We start from the raw sequence: 19,112 nt of genomic DNA, 5'->3' as shown, positions 1-19,112 counted from the left end.
AGTCGAATGTTATATTTTTCAAATTAGATGCTCTTAAATCGAACCATTTTGAAGGATATTAAACGAAAAATGGCGTCTAAAGGTGGTTTTTAGACAAACTGACGATAGAGGCAAGTAGCTCCAAGCCCACGCAGCGTTTAGCGGAGTGGGCTTGGACTACAGCCGATAGCGTGACCCGAAAGCCCATTTACGGTATTTTAGAATTTGCAAGTAATTAGTTGGGCTGAGGGGGCCCGCCTACTATTTATAAGCCCGAAGAAGGAAATTAGATTTTTGGTTAAATCAGGGAGTAAAAACTAAAGGAAAGACATAAGATAAGAGGTAAGTCTTTTCATGGAAATTTGAACTTGCTGCTATTCTTAAATGTTGAGGTAACGATGGAATAGCTTATTTGGAGAATTTGAATATGGCAATAAAATTAGAACCTTAGTCAATGGTTTTCGTTAGAAATATCAAAATTGATTAGGAAATACTAATGTTTTCATCAAACATTCTAAAGCCCGGTATTAACCGGTTGGTTTTATTAGGATATTTGGCCCTAATCATTCTGTTTATTATTACTGCCGGAATAATTGCCCATACCTTAAGACAGAATACCGAAATTAGGCAGACTATTTCCGAGAAAATAGATCCATCCATAAACAAGGTTCAGGAGTTTAACTTATTGATTACCAATTCGAAGATGTATACAACGAATTGGGTTTATTTGCGATCGAACGAAGCAGATAAGCAGGCTTTAAGAAAGTTGATTTCCAAGGATTACCCTAAATTAAAGAGTATTCTGAAGGATTTGAGTTATTACTGGAAAAATCCAAAAGAGATAGATCAATTAAACAAAACCTTGAAGGATTATGAAGAACTTATATCTGTAGAGAAGCAGATAATGAATGAGTTAGATAAGTTTGAACACTATGATGATCCGTTAAAAAAGTTTATTTGTGAAAGTGCCATAGAAGAGAATGTAATACCAATTTCGGCTCAATTAAAGGACGATTTGGCTATTTTGGAAAATATGTTGAATAAGGAGAAAATGGATGGGGAAGAGATTCTTCAGAAATCAAACCAGAATCTTAAGATGATGATTCTGTTATTGGTTGCCTTATTTGTGGTTGTAAGTTTGCTGTTCTCCGGATTTTTTGCCAATTTGATTACCAAGCCAATTAATGAAATTCGGTCCATCGTTTTGGAATTAGGAAAGGGTAATTTACAGAAGTTAAATGATACATCCAGGGAAGATGAGATTGGTGAAATGATTCGGGCGGTAAATATCCTGACAGAATCACTCAGGAAAACTGCGGTATTTGCAGAAAAAATTGGTAACAGAGAGTACAATGCTGAATTTTCGCCATTAAGTGAAGTGGATATACTTGGTCATAGTTTGGTGACCATGAGAGATAATTTAGAAAGGAATGAAAGGGAATTGACTAAAGCCAAAGATGATGCCTTGGCCGCAGCACAGGTAAAATCGCAGTTTTTGAGCAATATGAGCCATGAGATTCGAACCCCAATGAATGCTATTATTGGTATTTCGGAGATGTTGGTTAAAGAACAATTGCCTGCAGATGTATTGGAAAACCTTAATTACATTCGAAATTCGGGCGAGAATCTGTTGGTGATTATCAATGATATTCTTGATTTTTCCAAAATGGAGGCGGGGAAAATACTATTTGAAAAAATTGATTTTCTACCCAATAGCATTTTCAAACACCTGGATAAAACTTTGTCGATCCAGGCTAAGAAAAGAGGACTGTCTCTCTCCGTTAAGTTAGATGAAAGTATTCCAAAAGTGCTCAAAGGAGACCCTTACCGCTTAAACCAAGTATTAACTAATTTGGTAGGGAATGCAGTTAAATTTACAGAGAATGGACGAGTTGAAATTATTGGGAAGGCTTTGAAAATTTGGGATGGAAAATTATTACTCGAAATTCAAGTAAAAGATACCGGAATTGGGATACCGCAGAATAAATTGGAATCGGTTTTTGAGAGTTTTACACAAGCAAAGCTCGATAATACCAGAAAATATGGAGGTACAGGTTTAGGCCTGTCCATTACCAAGCGTTTGGTAGAGATGCAGGGAGGAACGATTCAAGTTGAAAGTGAGGAAGGAGTTGGAACCACCTTTACCATCCAATTGGTATATGAAGTGGTTCAAAATCAGGTTTTGGAAAATGAAACACATGCTAACCTAATCACTGTTTCGGAGTTTGAAGGATTGCATATTTTATTGGTAGAAGATAATAAAATGAACCAAATTGTGGCCAAGCAAATGCTTGCCAAATGGAAAACCATGGTTACCGTGGCCAATAATGGAATTGAAGCTATTGAAATATTGAACAATACTGAATTTAATTTAGTATTAATGGACTTACAAATGCCTGAAATGGATGGATATGAGGCTACTCGACTAATTCGGGATCCAAATTCCAAGGTTTTAGATCATGATGTGCCCATTATCGCCCTAACTGCGGATGCATTTAATGATACCAGAGAAAAGATTTTAGAGATAGGCGCAACTGATTTTTTACCCAAGCCTTATAAGCCTGAACAATTGTTTGAGAAGATAGCCTCTCATGTAAAAATTAACAACAATAAGGCTGCTTAGGAATTCAATACTTTTTCCTTTAAGTTTTGTTTAAAAAGGTCTAGTTTTTCAGCGATTTCAGGATGGCTGCTTCCAATAATTTGGGCCGCCAAAATACCTGCATTTTGTGCTGCATTAAGTGCAACCGTGGCAACCGGAACGCCATTAGGCATTTGTAGAATAGATAAAATGCTATCCCATCCATCGATTGAATTGGATGATTTAACCGGAACGCCAATTACCGGTAAGGTAGTTAAAGAGGCAACCATTCCGGGAAGATGAGCCGCTCCACCAGCCCCAGCAATGATGACTTTCAAGCCTCTGGGCCGAGCTGATTTAGCATATTCAAACATTAATTCCGGAGTGCGATGGGCTGAAACCGTTTTCACCTCATGGTTGATGCCTAAATCCTTCAGGATATCAGCTGCAGCCTGCATAACGCTTAAATCACTTTTGCTTCCCATAATAATTCCTACAAGTGGCTTTTCCATAGTGTGATGTGTATAGATTAATATTTGAGTTTGCAAACCTACATGATATTTGCATAGCCTTGTTCAAAGTTTTGGATCACATGAATTTAAGCCGATTCCTTCTCCCACTATACACCAATAAATGGATTAGTTTATTGGTTTTTTTTAGTTTAGGATTTTTACTTTATTCCAATGTGTTGAATGGGAAATTCATTTTTGATGATAACACCTTTATTGAAAACAATCAATTTGTAAAATCTGGAAATCTTCGTGCCATTTTTTCCTCCGGTATTACACAAGGGAGTGGGCTAAACGACAATTTCTATCGGCCTTTACAGCAAACGCTATATGTATTAAGTTACAAAATTGCAGGTTCTCAAACCTGGGCTTTCCATATGTGGAATGTGATTTTTCATAGTTTAAATGGGTTTTTATTGTTTGTTTTTCTAGGATTGTTGTTCCCGCAGTTGACAGGTGTGAATTTTGCCGTGTCCATTTTGTTTCTATTTCACCCCTTGCAGACCCAAGCCATTAGTTATATTTCCGGTTTGTCCGAACCACTATCTGCTTTTTTTGTTTTACTAAGTTTGGTTGCTTTTGCAGGTATATTTGACACAAAAACCATTCTATCAAGGGTTGTCCTAGTCGTTGTTTTCGTAATTGGGGCAGTATTGGCCTTGTTGTCTAAAGAAAATGGGGTGATAGTAGGACCAATCTGTTTTTTGATTTTGGGCTTGAAATGGAAGGAAGGAAGTCCAATCGGAACCTTGCATCGGGTATTGCCTGTTCTGGCATTGGGCCTGGGTTTAGGTTTTGTTTATTTGAAAATGACGGTATTAAATTTCACCGGGAGTTTCGGACTTAGTAATCAGGAGAATATTTATAACGAAAGCTTAAGTGTTCGCATTATTACTTTCCTTCATGTGTTTCCCGAATATTTAAAGATGTTTTTTGCCCCCTTTCATTTGCACTATGAAACCCCTTATACCGCCTATACTGATTTTTCCAGACCACAATCGGTACTTTCTATCCTGATAATTGGCACTTGGAGTGGTTGGTCCATTTGGAAGGCCAGGAGTGGAGTTTATATTCCTTTGTTTTCATTTTTTTGGTTTTTTATTACCATTGCTCCGGTTAGTGGACTTATTCCTTTGAATTCAATGTATTTAGAACACTGGCTTTATTTGCCGCAAATTGGTTTGTGCTTTCTTTTGGTTTATGGAATTCAAGTATTAATTGGGAAATTTACCTGGGCTCCAATTGCCTTGGTTCCTGTTTTGTTTTTGTATTCAGTTCAAGTGTTTGCACGAAATAAGGAATGGTCGGATCCCGAAAAATTTTACAGAAATGAGATAAAATATACAAAGAAAAGTGCCAGGATGTACAATAACCTCGCAATGGTTTTAGCAGATAAAAAGGATTGTCAATCAGCAATTTCGTATTATCAGAAGGCAATAGAATTGTATGATGTATATCCGCAAACACATCATAACCTGGCTAGGTGTTTGGAAGATTTAGGCTATTTAACCCAAGCCGCTGATGAATATTTTAGAGCCTTAATGATAGATCCCAATTTTATTTATTCTCATGCCAAATTGCCCGGATTGCTGCTAAAATTGAATGATCAGACAAGAGCCGAAAACTTTTTAAAATTGCAAATTAAGTTGGATAAGGGTATTCCTTTAACCCAGCGCGATATTTTGGAAGCAGGACAAGTTGCTCAGCCTTAGTTTGGCCATCGTCATGTCGTAACCATTCTTACCCTTGATACCTTTAAACATAGGATATTCTAAAGGTGATTCGCTGAACGGGTAATTATAGCTAATCGATTATTTTTTTAATTCCTTTTATGCGGGCCCCCTCCGCCCAACCTTCTTTTTGCTATACTCCAAACAACTTGCCCGGGCGTTCGGGTCACGCTATCGGCTGTAGTCCAAGCCCACTCCGCTAAACGCTGCGTTGGCTTGGAGCTACTTGCCTCTATCGTTGCCCGAGGTGCAACCTCATTGTGAACTTTCTAACCCAACCGGTTTTGGTATCCATTAGGATTTTGCAAGGGATACATTTTCAACCGGAGAATCTCAACTGAATTTTTGTATTTTAACCAAAATTCTGCATTATACCGATTGCAAATCTGAAATAGTCCAATGATGCTTGGCACAAATTGGCCTAAACTGCTTTTGTATCGGCATTCACTACTGTAATTTTCAAACGAGTTTTTTGGACTATTTTTCAAATAACATTGGTTTTGGAAATCTATTACAACTTCCAACTGTTTCTAAAACAAGGGTTTTAGTGCAATTTTTGACTTCAAAATAGTTCACTATTTCTACAATCGAAAATTAACTTGAAGCCCTCGTCTTTATTGCATTTGAAAGTTTCTTTATGATTTCTAATGCAGAATTTAGCTTTAAGCTGTTCCTTGCCTGTATAAACCCAGAAATGGCTTCAAAAGGAAGGTTGAAATTGACTTTATTTCCTAAGCATTCTTTGCGCTCAATTCTTTTGATTGGGTATTACAGATTAAACCGTAAGCTAAATCGAACACCAAATTTTTGGATATTAGGATTGTTGAGGTAGGAGAGTCTCCACAAGAAATCCACCCGAATGAACTGAAAAATATTTTCGATTCCAAAGCCTGCTTCAGCATAAGGTTTGGTTAGCCATTGAAGTCCATCCGGAAAAACCATTACATTTCTATTGGATTCGCTCAATGAACCGATTAAACCCCGGAAGGTGACCAGTTCTCTCCATTTTAATTTTCGAATAAGGGGTATTCTGTTTAAGAAGAAACCATTAAAATGATGGGCATAATATCCGCTGGCGTATTTATCACTTACGAACTCAAAATAATTCATCATGTTAAAAGCGAAATCGTCGTAGCTATAGGCTTCATTTCCTTGATGAAGTCCTAAGAGTGGATAGGGAAGTTTGCCCCAAATTTGAGAAGCCTGAATTTGATATTCGCTCCAACCTATTGGTCCAACTTTAAACCATTGATTAATACCTAGTATAAGGCGATCGTAATTAAATTGTCCATTCCATAACCCTTTGAAACCTTTAATATATTGAATTTGAACTACCGGATATTTGGTTCCCAATGAAACTCGGGTCATTTCACCTGCCAGGTATTTTTCCCGATAAGCAAATCGGAACTTCAATCGTAAATCGGTGGTGACAAGGGAATTGGTTGGTAATGGTAATTCCGAATATTCAAATTTTATTACAGAGGTTGGTTCAACCTCTCGATGATACAAAGCAAGTTGCGTTGAAAAGCCTTGAAACCAATCAATTTCATAATAGGTTCTCAACTCCTTGATATAGGTTAATCGGTTAAATGGCCTTCTTCGGAAAAGGGAGTTTACCAGGTTGTCTTCCCTAAATGCATTTTGGCTTTGTCCCATTTGTTCCATATCATCTTTGTAGTACAAGGCAATATGGTTACGGGGTTTTTTAGAAAAGAAGAATTTCCCACCCACTGAGTATTTAATACGTTCATCCTTGAATCCGTATGCTATGGATCCTGATAATTCGAATCTTTTACTAACCTTATTACTTGTTCTAAGGCCTAATTTAATTCTACTACCTTCAATTTGATTAAAGCTATAGGTTGTATAGTAGGGTCCCCACTCAACCGGGCCGAGGGTAACATAACCTGTTGACAAGGCATTGAAAAAGGTAAAGATTCGTTTATAGGCCGGCATTTTTTGAACGCTATCCGTATTGGTATAAATTCTTTGTTCTTTCTGAGAAAGCTGTTCCGGTCGGTTTTCGTCCCAAAATTCTTTAGTTTGTATATTGGCGCTATCCGTAAATTCAATGTTTTCAGCTTTTGAGTAAAAGGCATCCTTTTGGGTTTTGTCAAAAACAAAATTGGTGAAATAGGATGATTTAGTTGCAAATGCCCCTGTTTTGAAGGTTCCGCTGTTCATATCAACCTGCAGTTTTTCTTTGGTAAGCAACCAATGTTGTCCATCCGGATTGGAGTAGGTTTGTTCCAGCATAAAGTCATAAATCCAATTGATGTTTACATCCGGAGATAGCTTCATTTCCACTTTTGCCACGGCGAAACTGGAATCGGCAATCCATAGATGACCCAAAAAGGTTGGTTCCATTTTTCGACGAGATGAAAACAGAAGTTTGTAACACCAACGACCGTCAATTACCATGCTATCGGTTAAGTAGTATTTGTAATAGTATCTTCCTATGTCTGAAATAGGACTAATGGTTGATTTTCCAAAAACCTTGAGATAATTGTCATAAATATAAAGTTCTTGGTACAGATTCCCGGAAAACTGAGAAATGCTTTTACTAGAAGTACCGGAAACTCTGGTTGCCTTAATGATTTCTCGTTCGGCTTTGGGTGAGCTACGGTGGTAAACCTCCGAAACTGTTTCGCTCAGGATAGCGGGCAAATAAATTTTACCATTTAGTTTAGAGGTATCCACATTATCAAATACAAACCCAAAGGGTTTAAAGAATGGATTTTTTTTGAGTTTTTCTGTTTTGAAGTTGTTGAGGTCGATTTCAATTTTATTGTAGCAGGTAAATTGGTAATAAGGGCTGTTATCCTTGGAGTTTTTGGATTTATTGGCCAGTATTTTTCGCAATAAAAGTTCAGCAGGGTCTTCTCCCGGTTTAACCACTACTTCCATCAATTGGGTGTTGGTTGCCGAAAATTCAAACGGAATGGTTTGTTTAACCCCTTTCCGAATCGCCTTTTTTTGGGTTGTGTATCCAATAAAAGAAGCGATGATGGTGTCGGTTGGGAAGGAGGTTTCAATTAGGTAATTACCTTCCATATCAGTATGGGTTCCGATGGTAGTTCCCTGCAAGATTATATTTACAAATGGCAGAGGTTCTTTTGTTTTACCATCAATGATTTGACCGGATATTCTGGTAACCTGGCAAAGAATAGTTGATGGGATGCAAAGAAGTCCCCAAAAGCAACTCAAAAATACCCAATAGAAATTCCTCATACGCCTTGCCTAAGTTAGTTATTCAACCTATTCCTTAGGCCAATTGTTCCGTAAAAAGTTTAATTTCTTACTAATTTATTTTTGAGTTTTTATAATTGCCTGAATTTCATTTAAGAAACTTGTAAAACTTATGTTTGGCCAATGTACTTTTGGATATTAATTTGACAAACCATGATTGTAGCTTTAATAGTATTAGTTTTTTTGGTAGGAATACTCTTCCTTTCTTTTGTAACTGTTCAGCAAGGCACTATTGCGGTAATTACCATTTTTGGGAAATACCAGCGGATATTGGGGCCGGGGTTGAATTTTAAGATTCCATTTTTTGAAATGGTTTATAAGCGAATTTCCATTCAAAATCGTTCGGTGGAGCTGGAGTTTCAGGCCATTACGAGTGATCAGGCAAATGTGAATTTTAAAGCGATGCTTCTTTATGCTGTGGTTAATCAGGATGAAGAAACCATAAAAAATGTAGCCTTTAAATTTGTGGATGAACGGAATTTAATGCAAGCGTTAATTCGTACGGTGGAAGGAAGTATTCGTGGATTTGTAGCCACTAAGAAGCAAGCCGAAATTCTTTCATTGCGTCGGGAAATTGTTGATGATGTTAAGGAGAAGGTAGATGAGTCATTGGAAAGTTGGGGTTATCATCTTATTGATTTACAAATGAATGACATTACTTTTGATGATATTATAGTGCGCAGCATGGCCCAGGTAGTGGCGTCAAACAATATGAAGGCTGCTGCAGAAAATGAAGGTCAGGCTTTGTTAATTACCAAAACAAAAGCTGCAGAGGCGGAGGGTAATGCCATAAAAATTGCAGCACAGGCAGAGCGCGAAGCTGCTCAATTGCGTGGGCAGGGTGTTGCTTTATTCCGGGAAGAGGTTGCCAAAGGTATGAGCAGTGCAGCTCGTGAAATTCAGCAGGCCAACATGGATACTTCTGTGATTTTGTTTAGCATGTGGACCGAGGCGATTAAAAATTTCGCCGAATATGGAAAAGGCAATGTCATATTCCTGGATGGTTCCACCGAGGGCATGCAAAAAACCATGAAAGAAATGATGGCTTTGAATAATTTGATGGATACCATGCCGGAAGAACCGAAGAAAAAGGCTTAGAAATAGAAATCAAAACAAAGAAATCCCCTTTTATGCATTGGTGTAGAAGGGGATTTTTATTTGGCGGGTCCCGGCCGCCCGGACTATTGTGCATAAGTATGGTCGATGGGAAAGGCGGCCGGTCGGGCTATCCGTTCCTAGTCCTCGGTCTGCTCCGTACCTCCGCATCCCTGTGGGCTATCCACTACTATCCCTACCCGGGGAGAGTGCCTGCAAAGTTTTTTTTCCGCTTTTATATATGACGGTTTAAACCGTCATTATAAAAAAAATAAAAAATCAATTTGGAAAGTTAGGTGATTTTCGAAGTTATTCACATTTGCCAAAGTTTGGGAGTTGCACCCCGGGTAGCGATAGAGCCAAATACCCCGCACGGAACGCGAAATGCAATGTAGCGGGCCGGAGGAGTATGGGCGATAGCGCGACCGTTTCGCCTTGCACATCTGTTGGGTTTTCGGAATAAATGTTAATGGCGAAACGGGACCCGCCAAATAAAAAATCTACTCAAATCATAGGATTTCATTGGCATTTTATTCCTTACTTATGTATGCCACCCCCTGAAGTACAATGATTTTTTGGATTAGTTGGGATGAATTAGCCTGGTTTGTCAGTTGAATAATGTAAACTCCATCGGATAAATCTGGAAATGGAAAAGCTTCCTTTGAATTTTGAAGCTTTTCGCCAAGCATATTGTACATGTTCTTGATGTAGAAATTATTAAGGTTTAAACTTTTGTCTATTCCAACTATTTCCAACGATATTGTTATGGTTGCAGCGTAAATAGTACAACTTAGGCTATCAACTGCTTCATAGGTATAGGTTCCAGAAGTTATGGGTTGAAAGGATGGTCCTGTGCCAACAAAATTGCCAAATTCATCTTTCCAAATGATGGAGTTTAGGGCCGGGTTGGCTAATAAAATACCTTGAAGCGAATCGTAGACCAGGGTTGCTTGGCTGTTGGATTGAACGATTTCAAATGGTTGGGAATGGTGCAAACAATTGCTGTCCAGCCAATAACTATAGGAATATAGGCCGGGTTGGTTGATTTCAATTGATAAATTGGTTGAATCAATTATTGCTCCATTTAAAATCCAATGCAGTGGATAATGAGGATTGGATGGGTATAAATAAATAACATCATTGGAATCACAAAGAGTTGGTGCAGTAGCCAAAATAGTTTCTGTGGAGTCAGGAATTAGTTTTTCGGCAAAATGAAAGTTCTGGCAGGCACTCCAGATAGTTAGAAACAAGGAATCGCTTAATTGGGAATGGATTGCCAATGAATCTGTGAATGAAATACCACCAACCTGCCAAATCAAGGAGTCGTAAATTGGGTTTGGAATATTGAATAATAGGTTGGCAGTCAGTTGGTTTTGGCTGGTGCAAAATTTCAAATCAGGGGAAAAGGGTTGGGCAGCTTCAATTCTTATTGGTAAGGAAGATTGGTAACAATTAGCCCCAGTTGGATAGGTGTATGAATAATTGCCCGGGCTACTTGCCAAAATTGAATTTCCTGTGGCAATAAATTGGCCGTCCTTATACCAATTCACCTGGGAATGGAAGTTTTCAGGTTGAAGCGTTGCTGATTGATTAGGACAAAGAAGGGTATCTGAAAATTGAACCATTTCTGTTGAATCAAGGTAAATTGCCTTGATAATTGTTCTTTCACCGCAAGCATTCCAGGCTTTTAATGTAATGGAAGAATTGGCAGAAGTATAAGCTAAGTTCAGTTGGGAAAAATCATCAATTTCTGTAGAACCAATTATCCATTTTACCGAATCGTAATTAGCAAAAACGGAGTCCTGTGGGGTAATCTGTAAAAAGATACTATCCTGAAAAGTACAATAATCAAAATCCAAGTTAGGTCCGGTTGAGCCACGAATACACTTGCAAACAGACCAATTCGGGGCCAGGGTATCCGGCAGAAATGCCAGGGTGTCTGAAACTAATGTTTGTGCAAGTAGTACCGGAAAAGTTGGATTTCGCTGATCCTCAAAAATTGGTAAGGTATCTGGGTAAAGATTATTGGTAGAATAATAGCATGAATTGGAAATGGAATCAAGATTGTTGTAAGAAAGAAATTGAAGCGATTTGGTGTGAAATAGTTGGTTGTTTATGGTGTCGAAATGGTTTGGATTTAATTGTGCAAGGTAGGATGCTCCCGTTATTTGCCAGGATAGTGATAAATTGGGATGAAATAGGGAGTCAAATCTTACAAGATTGTCAGGAACTATGGTGAAATGTTGAAAGCCATTGTTATATGAATACAGTTCACCATTGGATGATTTGAAGGGATGAGGTTCGGCAGACCTAATATAAGGTGGAATATTTCTGATCTGACCTATGGTATCAGTAACGATAAACGTAAATTGGGGAACGTCATCAAGCATAATTCCATATGGATAAGGAAAGCAAACAACAAAAAGAAATTCGTTTGCCGATTTTGGGAAAATCGATTTTATTTCCAATTTTTGATCGTCTTGGTTGGGGATAAATTCCTGGCTTATGTAGGAATTGAAGTAGCTGATATTACTGGATAAATCCATTTTGAAAACATCCGTACCATAGTTGGAAAAAGTTTGGAATATTGGAATGAAACCTGCATAAGATTTACCGAAGAATAGTTCACCGGAAGGGAGAAAGTCGGCAAAAAGAAGGGATTGAAAGCAATGGGAAGAGTAAATATTCAGGTTGGTGTCAAGTTTTAGGCAATAGGTTAAATTGGACTTTTTAATAGTTAAATAAGGTTCGCCTGAATTTGATAATCGGGTATTTTGAAAAGTTGTAGAGGTGCCTGTTGAATCCTTGAAAATGGCAGATTGTAAAAGAAGGCCAGAGGTGTCAATTTTCAATATACAAGTATAATCCTTGTTATTTATCCGCACGGATTCCAATAAGTAAATATGCTGATAATTGAAGTTTAGTTTACCTAAATTTCTTAAGGGATAGGAGAAATTGTAGGTTTTATAATCAAGTAAAGCGCCATTTTGATTTATTTTGGCCAAACAGATGGTTGAATTGTTCTCAAGAATCAATTGGGTATTCCCGCCCGGTAATGGAATTGCATTTTTTAAATAGATAGATTGTGAATGGAAATCCAATCCAAAATTACCCAGGGCGATAAATGGATAACTGAAGAAGAAAAGTAAACAGAACCGGAACATTTTTAATTGTAGTTTGGTTCTAAAGTAGTAAATAAGATTATTGAGACACAATTTAGATTTTTTGTATAAATCTAAAACAGTTTTTACATGTTTTTTGTAAATTTAATTGCTTTAAAAAGCATAGAAGTTGATACAAAAGGGATTAGATTATTTGTATTGATAAAGACAATCGATATGTGATACCTGTGCTTGAAATTTCATGATTTTCTCGCTTTTATATATGACGGTTTAAACCGTCATTATAAAAAAAATAAAAAATCAGATTGGAAAGTTAGGTGATTTTCGAAGTTATTCACATTTGCCAAAGTTTGGGAGTTGCACCTCGGGTAGCGATAGAGCCAAATACCCCGCACGGAACGCGAAATGCAATGGAGCGGGCCGGAGGAGTATGGGCGATAGCGCGACCGTTTCGCCTTGCATATCTGTTAGTTTTTCGGAGTAAATGTTAGTAGCGAAACGGGACCCGCCAAATAAAAATTAAAAGCCCGGTCAAATTTCCGGATTTTTTGGATTAAGTACCCAACATTCCCGCTTCCTTACTAATTTCGCCCTCCCAAAATCGGACTATGACTAACCAAGAGATTCGCCGTACTTTCCTTGAATTTTTTCGCAGCAAAGGACATGAAATTGTGCCCTCCGCCCCAATGGTCGTTAAAAATGACCCAACCCTGATGTTTACCAATGCGGGGATGAATCAGTTCAAGGATATTTTTCTTGGAAACTCACCGGTGAAATTTCCACGTATTGCCAATAGCCAGAAATGCCTGCGTGTAAGCGGTAAACACAACGACTTGGAAGAGGTGGGCGTAGATACCTATCACCATACTATGTTCGAGATGCTAGGTAACTGGTCGTTTGGCGATTATTTTAAGAAGGAAGCTATAGCCTGGAGCTGGGAATTGCTTACGGAGGTGTATAAATTGCCTAAGGAGCGTCTGTATGTGACTGTTTTTGAGGGAGATGAAAAGGAAGGTTTGGCATTTGACCAGGAAAGCTACGACGAATGGAAAAAATGGGTGTCGGAAGATCGAATTTTAAAAGGTAATAAGAAGGATAACTTTTGGGAAATGGGCGATATGGGGCCTTGCGGACCTTGTACCGAAATCCATTTCGATACTCGGCCACACGGCAATAATGATGCACATGACCTGGTAAACAATGATGACACCGGTTCTGTGATGGAAATCTGGAACAATGTGTTTATGGAATTCAACCGCAAAGCCGATGGAAGTTTGGAAAAGTTGCCTGCCCAGCATGTGGATACAGGGATGGGTTTTGAACGTTTAGTTCGCACCCTGCAAGGCAAACAGTCGAATTATGATACGGATGTGTTTCAGCCCCTTATCCAAGCTATAGTTCAAAAGTCGGGAATGGCTTACACAGGAAGTGATTCTAAATCGGACATTGCTACCCGGGTAATTTCTGACCATATCCGAACTATATCATTTGCTATTGCCGACGGTCAATTGCCTAGCAATAACAAGGCCGGTTATGTGATTCGCCGTATTTTGCGTCGTGCTGTTCGCTATGGATATAGTTTTCTGGGGTTTAAAGAGCCTTTCCTTTGTGAACTTGTTCCGGTGTTAGGACAAACCATGGGCGATTATTTTCCGGAACTTACTGCCCAGCAAGATTTAATTGTTAAGGTTATTCGTGAAGAAGAGCAAGGCTTTTTAAGAACCTTAGGAAATGGAATTTTACGTTTCAATGATTATATTCGAGAAAACCAAGGAACAATAGATGGAAAGTTTGCATTCGAACTATTTGATACGTACGGTTTCCCAATAGATTTAACTCAGTTGATGGCCCGGGAAATTCATCGTATGGTTGATATGGAGGTTTTTAATCAGGAATTGGAAAAGCAAAAAGCTCGAAGCCGCGCCGCCGCAGCTGTTGATACCGATGATTGGGTTGAATTAGGAGTATCGAATCCTACAGTATTTGTTGGTTATACCCAGTTGGAATGTCCGATTAAAATTACCAAATACCGACGTGTTAAAGAAAAGGGTAAAACCTTGTATCAGTTGGTTTTTGATCAAACTCCATTTTATGCAGAAAGTGGTGGACAAATTGGCGATACCGGAAGGATAGTATCGGTGAATGAAAGCTGTTCCATTCTGGATACCAAGAAAGAAAACAATTTATGGTTGCATCTTTCAGAAAGTTTACCGGAGAATCCATCAGCTGAATTTACAGCCAAAGTAGATACCGAGAAACGCCGTTTAACTACTGCCAATCACAGTGCAACTCACTTAATGCATGCAGCACTTAGGCAGGTTCTTGGAACCCATGTGGAGCAAAAAGGTAGCTTAGTGAATGAGCAGTACCTTCGATTTGATTTCTCCCATTTTCAAAAAGTTTCGGAGCTGGAAACCGGCGCTATCGAAAACATGGTGAATCAAAAAATTAGAGAGAACATCCAAGGTCAAATTCAGGAAATGGCAATAGAAGATGCCAAGAAAACCGGGGCAATGGCTTTGTTTGGTGAAAAATATGGAGATAAGGTTAGGGTAGTAAGCTTTGAGCCTTCGTATTCTGTTGAGTTGTGTGGCGGAACCCATGTTCAAGCTACCGGCGAAATTGGTTTTTTTAAGATTACATCGGAGAGTGCAGTGGCAGCAGGTGTAAGACGAATTGAGGCAGTTACCTCGGTAGGAGCAGAGAAGTACCTGGCCGAAAGGTTATTACTAATTGATGGGGTTCAGGAGGTTCTCAAAAATCCAAAAGACGCGATAAAGGCAGTAAAAGATTTGCAGGAAGAGGTTGTTGCTTTGCGAAAGCAAGTTGAGAAGTTGGTTCAGGAAAAAGCTCAGGGACTTAAAAAGGAACTGGAATCGAAGCTAGAAATTAAGGGGGATGGATATTTCCTTCTTTCAAAAGTTGACTTGGATCACGCCGAAGCAATTAAAACGCTTTGTTTTGAATTGAAGCAGAAGTATCCAAAGAGTTTCTTGTTATTGGGCGCGGTAGTTAACGAAAAACCCCTTTTAGCTTTAGCTATAGGTGATGAATGGGTTAAATCGAAATCTTTGAATGCCGGAAATCTGGTAAGGGAATTAGCCAAGCACATCAAAGGTGGAGGTGGCGGACAAGCCTTTTATGCAACTGCCGGAGGTAGCGATAGTTCAGGAATGGATGTTGCTTTGGCGGAAGGACGAAAGTTGGTCGAATCCTGGAACTAAGTTCTGGAAAGTACAAAGTTCGTTAAGCTGTCGATGGTTTCAATGTCATCGGCACGTATGCCATTTTCTACCAGGGATATGCCTGTTTGGGATTCCAGGGTCAATATCAAATTAATGATGGAAAAGGAATCCATACCTAATTCAGTAAATTTAGAATTGCTATTTAACTGGACACCCGGGTCAATCACTTCCGAATGGAGATAATTTTTAATTAGTCTTAGGATATCATCTTTATTCATTCTGTTAGTGATTTACTCCATTGACGAAGGTTGTATTTTTGTTCAGGGCTTAAATCAGCATTTTGTTGAAGATTTACTAATTGGAAATATCGATCTGATTCATTAGGTACCAACATAACCTGTTTAAATTGGTTTTGAGAGTAAACTTCCAGGGTAATTGTTTCTTCGGCAAAGTACTTGCACCATTCTTTCAGGTTGTTTTCAAGTTTAATGCCATTAATACCGGTAATCATATCATCTTTGGAAAGTCCGGCTTTTTCGGATAATGAATTGGGAGCGACGGAGGTAATAATGCTGGCTCCATTTTGTCCGAATTTTATTTTAAATCCGAATCGGTTTTCAAAATACATTCTGGACCTTACTTTATTGATTTGATAGCCTATATAATCCAGGCAATCAGCAAGCAAAGGTTCATAATCAACAGTTCCGTTGTAATAATCTTTAAAGAACCAGGTAAAATCGGTTTCTCCAAAGCGTTCTAATGCTTGTTTATAATCCGATTCAGAATAGCCAATACCTTTTTTGCCAAATTCATTATATAGGTATTCCATAACATCATCCAGGCTATTCCGATTACCTGTATTTCGTCTGATTAGGATGTCAACCATAAAGGCGCATAAGGCACCTTCGGTATAGATAGAAACTTTTCGGTGAGGAATTCCTTCTACATATCCGTCAAGCCAGGTGTCCCAAGAAGAAGAACCAACGGAAAGATTAAAGCGTCCATAATTATCCAGATGTTTTTGGATATGACGGGTTAATTCTTTCATCATTTCATAGGTAGTAAAACTGCCGCTTCGGTGAAGAAACAGGTCACCATAATAGGTTGTAATACCTTCTGCTACATAACCCAGGCGGCTAAAATTTTCCCGGTTATACTGATAAGGCATCATTTCAATTGGACGAATGGTTTTAATATTCCAACTGTGGTAAAGCTCATGGCTGCTTATGCCCAATAATTCAGGGTATAAAACCGGTTTCATTAAATTGTAGCTGGGTCCCAGAACAATAACTGTTGATTTAAGATGTTCTACTCCGTGATAATATGCAGTAGTTAGGATTTGAAATAGAAAATGGTATTCGGTTGTGGGAAATCCTCCCATAGCCGTCATTTGCTGCTGGGTAAATTTTTCGAAATCAGGGATGATTCGGTTCCAATCTAGTTTACATTCACCTTGAAACCAAAGGTGGAAGGTAGTGTTACCGACTAAATAGGAATGATGCTGAAGGCTTGGAGAAGCAATAAAAGGGCTGTCAACTAATTCATGAAAATCCTTGGCTTCAAATTGATTGTGACCAATTCGTTTTAAGGATCCGGCAATTTCAAAATGACTAGGGATTTCGATTTGCAAAGTGCATGGGGTTTGCTCGTAACCTGGAATATAGAGGCAACAATGGACGGGATTTACATAGATTTGTGATGAATCAACCCAACAACTTCCTGCATCTAGCACCGCAGCGTAGTATCCGTATTTAATTTGAACCGAGTTGGAGCCATTGGTTAGAATCAACCAACTTGATTTACCGGTTTTTTGAAAAGCTAAAACTTCGTTATTTTCATTTCGTGGTTCAAAATGAAGGATGTTTTTAGCAAAGTTTCCAAGTTCATATCTGCCAGGTCTCCAATCAGGGAGTTGTACAATCAAATCACCATTGGATTGGAAAAAGGCCTTATCAATTGTCATTTCAAGTTCCAAAACCCTGGTTTGAGGTTTGGAACTACCCATTTTATAGTTCATTCCCATGCTTCAAAATCGCGACAAAGGTATACCTTAAGTTTGGAGTTTGTAGGTTGAATGAATATAAATTTAGAGGAATTATTTCTGTTTTTGGGAAAGGTATAGAAATGAAAAAGCCCCAGTTTTGGGGCTTTTTAAGTTGTCCGACTAGGGCTCGAACCTAGACTCTTCTGAACCAAAATCAGACGTGTTGCCAGTTACACCATCGGACAATCTGCTGTGTTGCAGCAATTGAGGCCGCAAAAGTAGAAAAAAAATGAGACGGACAATAGAAGATTGAAAATTTTTTAGAGTCGTTAGAATCATTCTTCCATAGTGGGAATAATTCGCAAAAGAAAGAAGTATGTAGAGTTAATCTACCAGATCTTACAAGCTATTTCTTTGAATTAAAGAATTGTCATTTCGGTTCTTCGGTTATTAGCTCTTCCTGTTTCTGTTTCGTTAGAATCGATTGGTTTTTCATCGCCATACCCCTTAGGAACCAAACGTCCTGATTCTATACCTTTTGAAATTAGGAAGTCGATAACCGATTTGGCTCTGTTTTCGCTGAGGGTTTTATTGGCAGTTTTATTTCCAATATTATCGGTATGGCCGCTTATTTCAATTTTCATGGAAGGGTTTTTCTTGAGTAATTCCACTAGTTTGTCAAGTTCTGCATTGGATTCAGACTTGAGGTCAAATTTATTGGAGTCGAAGAAAATATTTTTCAGTACTACTTTTTCACCGGCTTTTATTGGACTTAATTCCACATTTTTAAAAACCGGTTTGGATGCGGAATTACTACCTTTTAATTCAAAAGATTCAGAAAAGAATAAATAATTGTCCTTCGATACATTTAAGGCATAATTTCGGTTCATTGGCAGACTAACCAGGAATTCTCCTGTACCGGGGGTAGAGCTTGATCTTGCTTTAATTTCACCTGTTGCAATATCGATTAGCTCGAAGTTTGCTTCTAGTGGTTGACGGTTATCCTTATCCGTTATTTTTCCTTTAAAATAGGTTACCGTTTGGGGCCTGGCTTCCGGGTAAAGTGCAAAAGAGTAGATGTCTAAATTTCCGAATCCACCTTTTTTGTCAGTTGAAATAAAAGCGGTGTCACCGGTAGCGCTAACAATAAGGCTTTGTTCATCGCCCGGAGTGTTGATTGGATATCCTAGGTTTTGAGGGATACCCCAATATCCATCCGGTTGGCGACGGCAATAAAATAAGTCTGCTTCGCCCATACCGGGTAATCCGTTGGAAGAAAAGTAAAGAGTTTGGTCATCCGGGTGGATAAATGGGCTTTGTTCATTGCCCGGAGTATTGACAATCACCAGGTTTTTGGGTTCTCCCCATCCTTTACCGGTTACAAAAGTACTGTACCAAATATCCATTCCTCCTTTGCCACCAGGACGATTGCTTGAAAAGTACAAAGTTTTACCGTCAACTGAAAAGCCTGGTTGACTTTCCCATTTAGCAGAATTTAAGGGAGATTTAGGATTTCTTGGTTCGCTCCAACCATTGGCTGTTTTGTGGGAAATATAAATATCACAACTTCCTTCTCCATCTCTTCGATTGCAAGCTGTCATAAATATCCATTGTCCATCCGGTGAAATGCATTGAGCCCCTTCATTTCCGTCGGTGTTAATGGGCGGACCTAAATTTA

10 protein-coding genes and 1 tRNA gene are annotated in these 19,112 nt (G+C 38.6%); 4 read left to right on the top strand and 7 right to left on the bottom strand.

The genetic code is table 11. The features are described from left to right. Window positions 1–475 precede the first annotated feature (475 nt). Window positions 476–2,602 carry a response regulator gene (locus K1X82_10795; GenBank protein MBX7182592.1) on the top strand — a complete coding sequence of 709 codons (2,127 nt, stop codon included), beginning with the start codon at window positions 476–478 and terminating at the stop codon, window positions 2,600–2,602. Here the strand turns inward: K1X82_10795 and purE are convergent. Next, window positions 2,599–3,072: a 5-(carboxyamino)imidazole ribonucleotide mutase gene (purE, locus tag K1X82_10790; protein ID MBX7182591.1), complete on the bottom strand. Its 474-nt coding sequence runs from the start codon at window positions 3,070–3,072 to the stop codon at window positions 2,599–2,601. The genes K1X82_10795 and purE overlap by 4 nt on opposite strands. A gap of 80 nt (window positions 3,073–3,152) precedes the next feature. Between purE and K1X82_10785 the strand changes: the two genes are divergently transcribed. Beyond that, the gene (locus tag K1X82_10785) at window positions 3,153–4,781 is read left to right on the top strand and encodes a tetratricopeptide repeat protein (GenBank protein ID MBX7182590.1); all 1,629 of its coding nucleotides are present in this window, start codon (window positions 3,153–3,155) and stop codon (window positions 4,779–4,781) included. 786 nt (window positions 4,782–5,567) lie between these two features. On the opposite strand, the gene K1X82_10780 is transcribed toward K1X82_10785, so the two are convergent. After that, window positions 5,568–8,030: a DUF5686 and carboxypeptidase regulatory-like domain-containing protein gene (locus K1X82_10780; protein MBX7182589.1), complete on the bottom strand. Its 2,463-nt coding sequence runs from the start codon at window positions 8,028–8,030 to the stop codon at window positions 5,568–5,570. A 171-nt stretch (window positions 8,031–8,201) separates the two neighbouring features. Between K1X82_10780 and K1X82_10775 the strand changes: the two genes are divergently transcribed. Continuing rightward, entirely contained in the window at window positions 8,202–9,146 is a 945-nt protein-coding gene (locus K1X82_10775) for an SPFH domain-containing protein (GenBank protein MBX7182588.1), read from the top strand. A 527-nt stretch (window positions 9,147–9,673) separates the two neighbouring features. On the opposite strand, the gene K1X82_10770 is transcribed toward K1X82_10775, so the two are convergent. Next, on the bottom strand, window positions 9,674–12,307 hold the full coding sequence (locus tag K1X82_10770) for a hypothetical protein (GenBank protein ID MBX7182587.1): 2,634 nt from the start codon (window positions 12,305–12,307) through the stop codon (window positions 9,674–9,676). 566 nt (window positions 12,308–12,873) lie between these two features. Between K1X82_10770 and alaS the strand changes: the two genes are divergently transcribed. Beyond that, window positions 12,874–15,489, top strand: a complete 2,616-nt coding sequence (alaS, locus tag K1X82_10765; protein ID MBX7182586.1) for an alanine--tRNA ligase — start codon at window positions 12,874–12,876, stop codon at window positions 15,487–15,489. Here the strand turns inward: alaS and K1X82_10760 are convergent. From K1X82_10760 to K1X82_10745, 4 genes are all read right to left on the bottom strand, one after another. Next, window positions 15,486–15,728, bottom strand: coding sequence for a hypothetical protein (locus K1X82_10760; GenBank protein ID MBX7182585.1), 243 nt, complete (start codon window positions 15,726–15,728; stop codon window positions 15,486–15,488). The two genes, alaS and K1X82_10760, sit on opposite strands and share 4 nt — an antisense overlap. After that, window positions 15,725–17,473 carry a PDZ domain-containing protein gene (locus K1X82_10755; GenBank protein ID MBX7182584.1) on the bottom strand — a complete coding sequence of 583 codons (1,749 nt, stop codon included), beginning with the start codon at window positions 17,471–17,473 and terminating at the stop codon, window positions 15,725–15,727. The genes K1X82_10760 and K1X82_10755 overlap by 4 nt, the downstream gene beginning before the upstream one ends. Before the next feature lie 133 nt (window positions 17,474–17,606). Beyond that, window positions 17,607–17,679: transfer RNA gene (locus K1X82_10750), tRNA-Gln, on the bottom strand. A 174-nt stretch (window positions 17,680–17,853) separates the two neighbouring features. Next, window positions 17,854–19,112 (bottom strand): OmpA family protein (locus K1X82_10745; GenBank protein ID MBX7182583.1); only part of this gene is annotated, 1,259 nt, incomplete at its 5' end.

The organism is Bacteroidia bacterium (assembly GCA_019695265.1).
Lineage (GTDB): Bacteria > Bacteroidota > Bacteroidia > JAIBAJ01 > JAIBAJ01 > JAIBAJ01.
The sequence above is the reverse complement of the archived record's forward strand: the minus strand, read 5'-3'. Positions and strand labels throughout refer to the sequence as shown.

Coding starts and splice junctions, on each gene's coding strand:
- alaS (MBX7182586.1), top strand. CDS start 12,874: ATGACTAACCAAGAGATTCGCCGTACTTTCCTTGAATTTTTTCGCAGC.
- K1X82_10780 (MBX7182589.1), bottom strand. CDS start 8,030: ATGAGGAATTTCTATTGGGTATTTTTGAGTTGCTTTTGGGGACTTCTT.
- K1X82_10785 (MBX7182590.1), top strand. CDS start 3,153: ATGAATTTAAGCCGATTCCTTCTCCCACTATACACCAATAAATGGATT.
- K1X82_10755 (MBX7182584.1), bottom strand. CDS start 17,473: ATGGGAATGAACTATAAAATGGGTAGTTCCAAACCTCAAACCAGGGTT.
- purE (MBX7182591.1), bottom strand. CDS start 3,072: ATGGAAAAGCCACTTGTAGGAATTATTATGGGAAGCAAAAGTGATTTA.
- K1X82_10760 (MBX7182585.1), bottom strand. CDS start 15,728: ATGAATAAAGATGATATCCTAAGACTAATTAAAAATTATCTCCATTCG.
- K1X82_10775 (MBX7182588.1), top strand. CDS start 8,202: ATGATTGTAGCTTTAATAGTATTAGTTTTTTTGGTAGGAATACTCTTC.
- K1X82_10770 (MBX7182587.1), bottom strand. CDS start 12,307: ATGTTCCGGTTCTGTTTACTTTTCTTCTTCAGTTATCCATTTATCGCC.
- K1X82_10795 (MBX7182592.1), top strand. CDS start 476: ATGTTTTCATCAAACATTCTAAAGCCCGGTATTAACCGGTTGGTTTTA.